The organism is Aeromonas sp. QDB68, from assembly GCF_027707405.1.
GTDB classification, from domain to species: domain Bacteria; phylum Pseudomonadota; class Gammaproteobacteria; order Enterobacterales; family Aeromonadaceae; genus Aeromonas; species Aeromonas caviae.
Genome location: NZ_JAPCIQ010000053.1, coordinates 1 through 8,148, shown reverse-complemented (window position 1 = coordinate 8,148; position 8,148 = coordinate 1). Strand labels below are relative to the sequence as shown.

The 8,148-nt window shown below is 64.8% G+C and carries 8 protein-coding genes, 1 tRNA gene and 1 pseudogene; 2 read left to right on the top strand and 8 right to left on the bottom strand.

Annotated elements, in window-relative coordinates; all coding sequences use genetic code 11:
• Nucleotides 1–4: 4 nt before the first annotated feature.
• The 5 genes from PG892_RS14715 to PG892_RS14695 form a co-directional block, all read right to left on the bottom strand.
• Nucleotides 5–81: transfer RNA gene (locus PG892_RS14715), tRNA-Met, on the bottom strand.
• Nucleotides 82–305: 224 nt separating this feature from the next.
• Nucleotides 306–1,025, bottom strand: a complete 720-nt coding sequence (locus PG892_RS14710) for a hypothetical protein (RefSeq protein ID WP_010674858.1) — start codon at nucleotides 1,023–1,025, stop codon at nucleotides 306–308.
• 106 nt (nucleotides 1,026–1,131) lie between these two features.
• On the bottom strand, nucleotides 1,132–2,766 hold the full coding sequence (locus tag PG892_RS14705) for an ATP-dependent endonuclease (RefSeq protein ID WP_270825534.1): 1,635 nt from the start codon (nucleotides 2,764–2,766) through the stop codon (nucleotides 1,132–1,134).
• A 76-nt stretch (nucleotides 2,767–2,842) separates the two neighbouring features.
• Complete coding sequence (locus PG892_RS14700) at nucleotides 2,843–2,965, bottom strand: hypothetical protein (RefSeq protein ID WP_256094327.1); 123 nt, start codon at nucleotides 2,963–2,965, stop codon at nucleotides 2,843–2,845.
• A 62-nt stretch (nucleotides 2,966–3,027) separates the two neighbouring features.
• The gene (locus tag PG892_RS14695; protein WP_223917106.1) at nucleotides 3,028–3,915 is read right to left on the bottom strand and encodes a helix-turn-helix domain-containing protein; all 888 of its coding nucleotides are present in this window, start codon (nucleotides 3,913–3,915) and stop codon (nucleotides 3,028–3,030) included.
• Between the two features lie 169 nt (nucleotides 3,916–4,084).
• Here PG892_RS14695 and PG892_RS14690 point away from each other — a divergent pair, with 169 nt between their 5' ends.
• Both PG892_RS14690 and PG892_RS14685 read left to right on the top strand, forming a co-directional pair.
• On the top strand, nucleotides 4,085–5,002 hold the full coding sequence (locus tag PG892_RS14690; RefSeq protein ID WP_010674861.1) for a DMT family transporter: 918 nt from the start codon (nucleotides 4,085–4,087) through the stop codon (nucleotides 5,000–5,002).
• A gap of 51 nt (nucleotides 5,003–5,053) precedes the next feature.
• Nucleotides 5,054–5,986 (top strand): LysR family transcriptional regulator, encoded by a 933-nt coding sequence (locus PG892_RS14685; RefSeq protein WP_223917104.1) that lies wholly within the window; start codon nucleotides 5,054–5,056, stop codon nucleotides 5,984–5,986.
• Nucleotides 5,987–6,038: 52 nt separating this feature from the next.
• Here PG892_RS14685 and PG892_RS14680 read toward each other — a convergent pair whose 3' ends face one another.
• The 3 genes and pseudogenes from PG892_RS14680 to PG892_RS14670 all read right to left on the bottom strand — a co-directional run bounded on the left by PG892_RS14680 (nucleotide 6,039) and on the right by PG892_RS14670 (nucleotide 7,934).
• Nucleotides 6,039–6,818: a TSUP family transporter gene (locus tag PG892_RS14680; protein WP_010674863.1), complete on the bottom strand. Its 780-nt coding sequence runs from the start codon at nucleotides 6,816–6,818 to the stop codon at nucleotides 6,039–6,041.
• Between the two features lie 250 nt (nucleotides 6,819–7,068).
• Nucleotides 7,069–7,182: pseudogene (locus PG892_RS22660) on the bottom strand (DTW domain-containing protein); the annotation flags it as partial.
• A 2-nt stretch (nucleotides 7,183–7,184) separates the two neighbouring features.
• Nucleotides 7,185–7,934 carry a tRNA-uridine aminocarboxypropyltransferase gene (locus PG892_RS14670; RefSeq protein WP_102948518.1) on the bottom strand — a complete coding sequence of 250 codons (750 nt, stop codon included), beginning with the start codon at nucleotides 7,932–7,934 and terminating at the stop codon, nucleotides 7,185–7,187.
• Nucleotides 7,935–8,148: the final 214 nt, after the last annotated feature.

Below are 8,148 nucleotides of genomic sequence, written 5' to 3'. Positions count from 1 at the left end.
TAGTTGGTTGCGGGGGCCGGATTTGAACCGACGACCTTCGGGTTATGAGCCCGACGAGCTACCGAGCTGCTCCACCCCGCGTCCGAGGTCGCCCATAATAGGCGCCAACGCTGAGATTGCAAGTAAATATCCTAAAAAAAGTTTATTCGGGGATTAAACCGTCACATACTGCGCTCTTTTGCAACAAATCGCAGTTTTTTCAGGCAGCTAGCGATCTCTTCCCCCTCAGGCCCCTCCCCGCCTTTACCCTCTTTCCCATAAAAAAAGCCCGCACGACAAGGTGCGGGCGGGAGAATGCGCCGGGATCAGGCCAGCTGGTGCAACACGCTGGTCGCCGCAATCTGGGCGATGATGAGGCCGCACAGGGTCACGGAGACCACCACGGGGGCCGTCTCCTGCTGACGGTAGATGGGGCTGAACCAGAGCAACAGGGCTGCGACCAGCAGGCCAGCCTGGGTCACTACCCCGGGGATCAGCGGGTCGAGCCCGGCGCTGCTCCCCTGCCAACCCACCAGCACCGCCAGCCAGATAAGACTCAGGATGGCGGAGACGAGCCCCGCCAGGGGCAGCAGCAGATTGAAGGCTTGCAGGCGGTGGCGGGCACGCAGCAGCATCAGGTGGGCAAAGGCCGACCCCAGCAGTACCATCTGCAGCAGGCCGCCGAGCCAGCCCTGGATCTGCATCAGACCCAGCCCGTAGAGGGCGAGCGGCATGGCGGGCAACCACAGCAGGGTGGCGGGGATGGCGCGCTTGCCCTCCAGGCGAGACTGGACCAGGGAGAGCACGATACCGAGCACCAGGGCGGCCCCCCCACTCCAGATGAGCCAGCCCGCAACCTTGGCCTCCACCGCCAGCATCAGAGAGAGCCCGGTGATCACCCAGACCGAGAAGAGCTGGGTAGTGATCCGCGAGCGCTGGCCCGGGCAGAGATCCCCGCGCCACAGGACGAGCCCCACAGCGATCAGGGCCCCCAGGGCCATCAGACCGGTCAGGGGAAAGAGCCAAAAAGGAAGTTGGACGAACATAGGGTCTCCGGCAGCAGTCCGGGTGCGGGTGCACCCATCACAGGGTAAGGAAGGACAAGAGGCAGGGAGTATATCCAAACTCCCTCCGTCTTCCCAACGTCGCCGGTCAGCTTTGTCCCCGGGCAAGGGCAACCACCCGGGCAAACATCTGCTTGAGCACAGGGGGAATGTGCTCGCTGCCGAGGCGCTCCGCCTCCTCCACCACCGCCAGGGCCATGCCTGGCTTGCTGCGATGGTGGATCGCCTTGGCGATGATGCGCCCGGCGTTGAGGGTGGAGCGCCCCCCGACCCCCGCCTCACGCCGGAACACCCCCTCGAACCCGTTCTGGTAGAGGTAGTGCTCTATGTCTGCCGCCGGCAACTGGGTCAGCCGATCCCGCTCGCGCTCCCCCTTGAGCAGGGAGCGGGCGGAGCTTGCATACTTGGCGCCCGCCTCGTCACCGTCGGTGAGCAGGTGCCACTCTATGCCAAAGTCCCGGGCCACCTTGATGAGGGGGGCCTGGCCGCACTGGGCGAACTCGATGATGCGCACCCCCTCCGCCCGCAGGCTGTAGCCGCAGATCTGGGCCAGCTCCGAGAGCAGCCAGATCTCGGTCTCCCCTTCCACCAGCAGCCAGCAGCGGGCAAACATCGACATGGGCCTGTTGATGCGCACATGGAAGGCAATCTTGCGCAGATCGTCGCTGCTGTAGCGCTCCCCTCCCAACTGATGGCAGAGGATGTCCTGCTGGCGGCGCACCAGACGGCGCACCTGATTGAGGGGCAAGGAGGAGAGCAGGTCCCCCGAGTTGGTGGTGAGCAGCTTCTGGCCGGGCAACTGCTCCAGCAGACCCCAGGCCAGGGCCAGCATGGTGGGATGCAGGCGACTCTCGGGGTCTTCCAGCATCAGTATGGGTCTGGCCCCCTCCTCCAGCTCCCGGTTGCCCCGGGCGTGGAGCAGCATGGCCGCCATGCCCGCCATGGCCAGTTGCAGCGCCCGGTTGTCCGCATTGCGCAGCAGCACCTCCAGGTTGCCGGGATTGCGCAGGGTCATGGGGCGATTGACGATATCCCGCTGGCTGCGAGGCTTGTGCTTGATGGGCGCCAGGGCGCTGAAGTAGTGCTCCATCAACTGCTGCACCGCCTGCAGCGCCTCCTTGAGTTCTGGCTCGCCGATGCGCTGGGGCTCATCGGTGAGCTTGCCGGCCAGCTCGTCCAGCCGCTGCTCGCACAGATCCCCCCAGGGCAGCCGCTCGATACCATCCCTGGCGGTACGGGCATCCCGCAGCCTGAACACCGGATTCATGGTGATGAGCAGACGCACCAGCGCCTCGTTGTTGTCGATGGTCAGGCTCTTGCCGATGCCGTCGAGAAAGTCGTGGGTGGTGAGCACGCTGCCATCGTCCTGCAACTCGGCACTGGCACGATAATGCACCCGGTGGAACTTGTCCTTGTGCGGGATCCAGGCCGCCCCGAGGCGGGCCAGACGGCGGGAGTGCTGGCACATCTGGGGACGATACTCGCTGAAGGTGAGCACCAGTTGCAGCGTGCGCGAGGGTTCGAGCTCGGGATCTTCCGGCCGATGAAAATCATCCTGACCAAATTGATAGGGCTCGGCATCCCCCAGCAGGCACCAGAGGGCCCGCAGCAGGCTGGATTTGCCCCAGGCGTTTTCGCCGATGAGCACAGTGGTGTTGTCCAGCCCGAGGGAGAGGCGATTTATTCCGCGAAAACCTTTGACTTCAATGCGTTCCAGAAACATGCGGCCATATCCAGTCCATCCTGATGGCGCAATAGTGGCAAAGTTGCCGGAAAAATCCTATCGGGTTACGGCGTTTTCAGCGGGAACTGTGAGGAACGAGCGGTTCGGGCGGCGTCGGCTGGGTGGCGCGATAGAGGGGGGCATTCCAGTGGTTGAACCAGAGATGGCGAGTACGGGTCTGACGTTTGCGATGATTCAATGGGCATTCCTTTCAATGGACAAGAGACAGAGGGTACACCTCTTTTGCCCAGAGTCTCAGGGTTATCTGTGACAGGAGAATGACAACTGGGCTCGCCACTGGCCCGGGCTCAGGCCGAACGCCTCCCGAAAGCGGTTGCCAAAATGGGCCTGGGAGGAGAAGCCGCACTGGGCGGCGATGCTGGCCAGGGGCTCGCTTCCCGCCAGCAACTGCTTGGCCCGCTTGAGCCGCAGCCCGAGCAGGTAGCGGTGGGGCGGACAGCCCAGGCTCTGCCCGAACATCCGGGCGAAGTGGTATTCGCTCAGACCCGCCTCCCGGGCGAGCTCTCCCAGAGTGACCGGCTCGGCCAGGTGAGCCTGCAGATACTCCTGCACCCGGCGCACCACGGCCGGGGCCAGGCCGCCGCGCACTTCCGGCAGCGCCGGGGCCTCGCGGGTGTGATGGCGATAGGCGTGCAGCATCAGCATCCAGGCACCGTGGGAGAGCGCCATGCGATCGATGCCGTGCTGCCAGTCCAGCTCCATCAATTGCCCCTGCACCAGGGCCACCGCCTGGGGATCGTCGATGAAGGTCTTGTCTTCCAGTTGCAGATGACGCCCCTCCTTGTCACACGCCTGCTCGGCGATGCGGGTGAAGTGGGCGGGGGTGAAGTAGAGGTGGAAGAAGCGAAACTCCTCGCGCACCAACCACTCGGACCTGTGGTGATCCGGCATGATGCACACCTTGCCGGCACCACCATGGCCACCGGGGCCGTCCAGCCGCTCGGTCTGCTCGCCCCCCTGCAGGTAGACGCTGATGGTGTGGTTGCCCGGCTTGTGGTAGCGGGTCTGATCGTAGCGGTTGCACCAGCTCGCCACCCCGAGCCCGGGCTCCAGCCAGCAGGAGTCCTCCAGTCTGGCACCGGTGCTCACCAGGGCATCAAAGACCCCCGTTTGTCTTGTCTGCTGCATGGCATGCTGCACGCTTGCGTCCCTCTCCCGCCCCTTTCCTGTCGCCATCTTATCGCGCCTCATGGTCAAAGGCTGCGCCTCCGTTGAAAAAACCGCAAGATGGTGCAAGCCGGCACCCCGCCTCCCGGTTCATGCTGATCACATCATCTTCTCTTGATGGGATCACACCATGAATCTGATGCTCTATGTTTCCACCGTCCTCATCTGGGGCAGCACCTGGATTGCCATCGCCTGGCAGCTCGGCCCCATCCCCATCGAGGTCTCGGTGCTCTATCGTTTCGCCCTGGCGGCCCTGGCCCTGTTCACCCTGCTCACGGTGAGCGGCAAGTTTCCGCGCCTGCCCTGGGCGGGCCAGCGTTATGCAGCCCTGCTCGGCGCGTTGCTCTTTTCCACCAACTTCCTCTGTTTCTACCACGCCACCCTCTATATCCCGAGCGGTCTGTCGGCGGTGATTTTCGCCAGCGCCAGTATCTTCAACGGCCTCAATCTCTGGCTGTTCGAGGGTAAACGACCGGGCCTGCGCTGGCTGCAAGGATCGTTGCTGGGGCTGCTTGGCACCCTGCTGCTCTTCTGGCCGGTGCTGGCGGATGCGCAACTGGGTGCAAACGGCTGGAAGGGCTTGCTCTTTGCCTGCGCCGGCACTCTCTGCTTCTCCCTGGGCAACCTGGTCTCCGCCCGGGGACAGCGCCAGGGCTATCACGTATTGCAGATGGTACCCTGGGGCATGGTCTACGGCGTGGCGCTGCTGCTGGGCTGGGTCACGGTACTCGGTCAGTCACTCACCCTGCCCACCGACCCGCGCTACCTCGCCGCCATGGTCTATCTGGCCATCTTCGGCTCCGTCATCGCCTTCACCGCCTACCTCACCCTGGTGGGGCGCATCGGTGCCAGCAAGGCGGCCTACGCCACCGTGCTCTTCCCCCTGGTGGCCCTCACCCTCTCCACCTTCTATGAAGGCTTTGTCTGGCAGACGGTCTCCATCGTCGGCGTGGTGGTGAGTCTCATTGGCAACCTGGTGATCTTCGCGCCCCCCGTCAAGGCGTGGCGCTGGCCGCTATCAAGGGCCGCAAACGGTACTTGCCCCTGATGCCACCAGCCCCTAAGGTAACCGCGTCCAACACACGAGGAGGGAGGACGCATGTTACTGGAAGGGCTGGAGACACTCTGCCTGCTGGCAAGCGAGGGCACCATGGCCAAGGTTGCAAGCCGCCTCTATATCAGTCAGTCGGCGGTCAGCAAGCGCATCGCCCAGCTGGAGCAGCGCCTTGGCAAGAAGCTCATCGAGCCGGATGGCCGTCATATCCGCCTCACTCCCCAGGCCCGTGAACTGCTCGCCCGGGTAGCCCCGAGCCTCGCCGAAATGAAGGGGGTGCTGGCGGACAGCCAGATCCTCACGGATCAGACCCCTCTGTCCATCGCCTGCTCCGAAACCCTGCTGGCGGGCTACCTCGCCCGCTTCATGCACGCCTATCTTGAACGGGATCCCCACATTGCCCTCTCTACCCACCACACCCCGGTCATTCTGGCCCGGGTGCGCGGCGGGGATGCCCTGCTCGGGATCTGCGCCGGCCGCCTGCCGCCTGGCCATGGGCTGTGTGCCGCACGGCTGCTGGAGGAGCCCTTCTATCTGGTGGGGGAGGCTCTGGATGAGGCGGCGCAGCCGGATCACCAGGGCGCCTTGCAAGAAACTGTGACCAGCAAGCAACTGGCTGAAGGCGACGTGAGTCAGGGGATGCAGGGCAAGGTGCGCAAGATCCTGACCATGGATCTGGAGAACCCCTCCAACCGCTATCTGCGCGAGCCCCTGGCCGCCCTCGGGCTTATCCCCGCCATGGAGCTCGATTCCTACCTGGCGCTGATCGAGCTGGCCAAGGCAGGCATTGGCCCCGTGCTCCTGCCCGCCGGCCTGCTGGCGCTGGTGGGTGAGCAGGGGACACAGGCACGCCCCCTGCCGGGACTGGGCCGCCCGCTCCACCTGGTCTATCGGCCAAACAGCCTCAAGCGCGATCGCATTGCCCGCCTGGTGCAGGCGCTGCAAGCCCATTTCCGGCAACTGACGGCACTGGGCTGAAACGCAAGAGGGCCCGATCTGCGATCGGGCCCTCGTCATGGGGGATATCGGCTCAGCCCAGCCAGGCAAAGAGCTCGGGGTACTGGCTCCACACCAGCTTGGCGGACATCACCAGGGAGACGGTCACCAGCAGCGGCTTGATGAGCTTCACCCCTTTCTTGAGCACCAGCTTGGAGCCCATGCGCGCCCCGATGAACTGCCCCAGCGCCATGCACAGCCCCACGCTCCACACCACCTTGCCCCCCAGGGTGAAGAAGAGCAGGGAAGCGATGTTGGAAGTGAAGTTGAGCAGCTTGGTGTGGGCGGTGGCCCGCGCCATGCCAAAGCCCGCCAGGGCCACGAAACCGATGGCAAAAAACGACCCCGTGCCCGGCCCGAAGAAGCCGTCATAAAAGCCCACGCCCCCGCCCACCAGCAGGGCGAACGCCATGGGAGTGAGGCGACGCTGGCTCTCCGCATCGCTCACCCTGGGGGAGAAGTAGAAGTAGCAGGCAAACGCCATCAGCAGGAAGGGGAGCAGCCGCTCCAGGATGGCGGCATCGATGGTCTGCACCGCCAGAGTGCCGATGGCCGCCCCGATGAAGGTGCAGATGACCGCCGGCCAGATGATGGCCCACTCAAGGAGCCCCTTGCGGGCATAAAACCAGGTGGCGGAGAAGGAACCGAAACTGCTCTGCAACTTGTTGGTGCCAAGCACCAGGGCCGGCGGCATGCCGGTGGCCAGCAGGGCCGGCACCGTCAAGAGTCCCCCGCCCCCGGCGATGGCATCGATAAAGCCGGCGATGAGGGCCACCCCGAACAGGGCGACCAGGGTGAGCAGTTCCAGTTCCATCCATAGACCTCGTGTGATTGGCGGCGCCCGGCATGGCCTGGAGCCTGAAGGAGTCAACAGGTCGCTATCCTAGCGAGGGCGGGCTCATGAAGCCAACGAAACAATGGCAGCCAACTAATTCCTTATTTTCATCAATCAGCCCGCGAGAGGGCCTGCGCCTTGATAACCGCCAGCCTCTGTAACAGGGGCGCTTCATCCGCACCGGGCGCACGGCTTACCCGGCCAGCCATGTAGCGGCTGCTGATGAGGATTAATCCAGAGCGCGGCTCTGGCCCTTGATGGCCTCCAGCCCCTCCAGCAGGGGCACTTCATCCTCACCGGGCGCACGGCTTACCCGGCCAGCCATGTAGCGGCTGCTGATGAGGATTAATCCAGAGCGCGGCTCTGGCCCTTGATGGCCTCCAGCCCCTCCAGCAGGGGCCCTTCATCAGCACCGGGTGCACGGCTAACCCGGCCAGCCATGTAGCGGCTGCTGAAGAGATTGAACCAGAGCTGCAGCGCCTGTCCCGCCCGCAGCTCCCCGGCCACTTCCAGCACGCAGGCGGCCACCTCGGCGGTGCACAGGTGCTCGTCGCTGTGGGCGACGCGCATGCCGTAGGTAGAGAGCGCATCCGGCTTGATGGCGAGCACCGGGAAGCCGTCCAGATAGGGACTCTTGTTGAACATCTTGCGCGCCTCGGGCCAGGTGCCGTCCAGCAGGATGAACAGCGGCTTCTTGCCGGGGGCCAGTACCACCTCGCCGGTCAGGCGGTCGGGCGCTTTCTCGCAGGCGGGAAAGACCACGTAGGGCTGCCAGGCGGGATCCGCCAGCAGGGCCAGCAGCTCGGGATGGGGTTCGGTACGCGACCAGAGAAAGGCCCAGGTGGAGTCCGGCAGCACGTCGGCGATGAGGCGCCCGGTGTTGGAGGGCTTCATGGGCTCGCTGTCATACATCATGAGGCAGAAACCGGCCTCGGCCTTGAGCGCCGGGCGCCAGTCGCAGGCACACCAGTCGTGGCGCAGCTGGCAGGCATCACAGCGTGGCACGCTGCCGCCACGGGCAAGAAAGGGTCGGGTCGAGACGCTCTTGCGCCAGATGCGCAGGCGGTTGACGGCGTGATCGGGGATGGGCTTCATGGAACGCGGCTCTGACGGTGCCTGTGGCGGGACAAAAGGGGGCTGATTGTAACGGCGCGCCCTCCTGGCGGCAAGGCTTGCCGGGCGGCGCCCTGCCCCCTTCCCTCCCCGCGCTCTGCCCGCTTCCCCCCATGAAAAAAGGTTCTTCGCGGGATCTTGGGGAAGTGGAAGTTGACAGACAGGGTGCTGGTAAACTGGCTGTCTCCAAACACAC

Coding starts and splice junctions, on each gene's coding strand:
- PG892_RS14710 (WP_010674858.1), bottom strand. CDS start 1,025: ATGTTCGTCCAACTTCCTTTTTGGCTCTTTCCCCTGACCGGTCTGATG.
- PG892_RS14705 (WP_270825534.1), bottom strand. CDS start 2,766: ATGTTTCTGGAACGCATTGAAGTCAAAGGTTTTCGCGGAATAAATCGC.
- PG892_RS14695 (WP_223917106.1), bottom strand. CDS start 3,915: ATGCAGCAGACAAGACAAACGGGGGTCTTTGATGCCCTGGTGAGCACC.
- PG892_RS14690 (WP_010674861.1), top strand. CDS start 4,085: ATGAATCTGATGCTCTATGTTTCCACCGTCCTCATCTGGGGCAGCACC.
- PG892_RS14685 (WP_223917104.1), top strand. CDS start 5,054: ATGTTACTGGAAGGGCTGGAGACACTCTGCCTGCTGGCAAGCGAGGGC.
- PG892_RS14680 (WP_010674863.1), bottom strand. CDS start 6,818: ATGGAACTGGAACTGCTCACCCTGGTCGCCCTGTTCGGGGTGGCCCTC.
- PG892_RS14670 (WP_102948518.1), bottom strand. CDS start 7,934: ATGAAGCCCATCCCCGATCACGCCGTCAACCGCCTGCGCATCTGGCGC.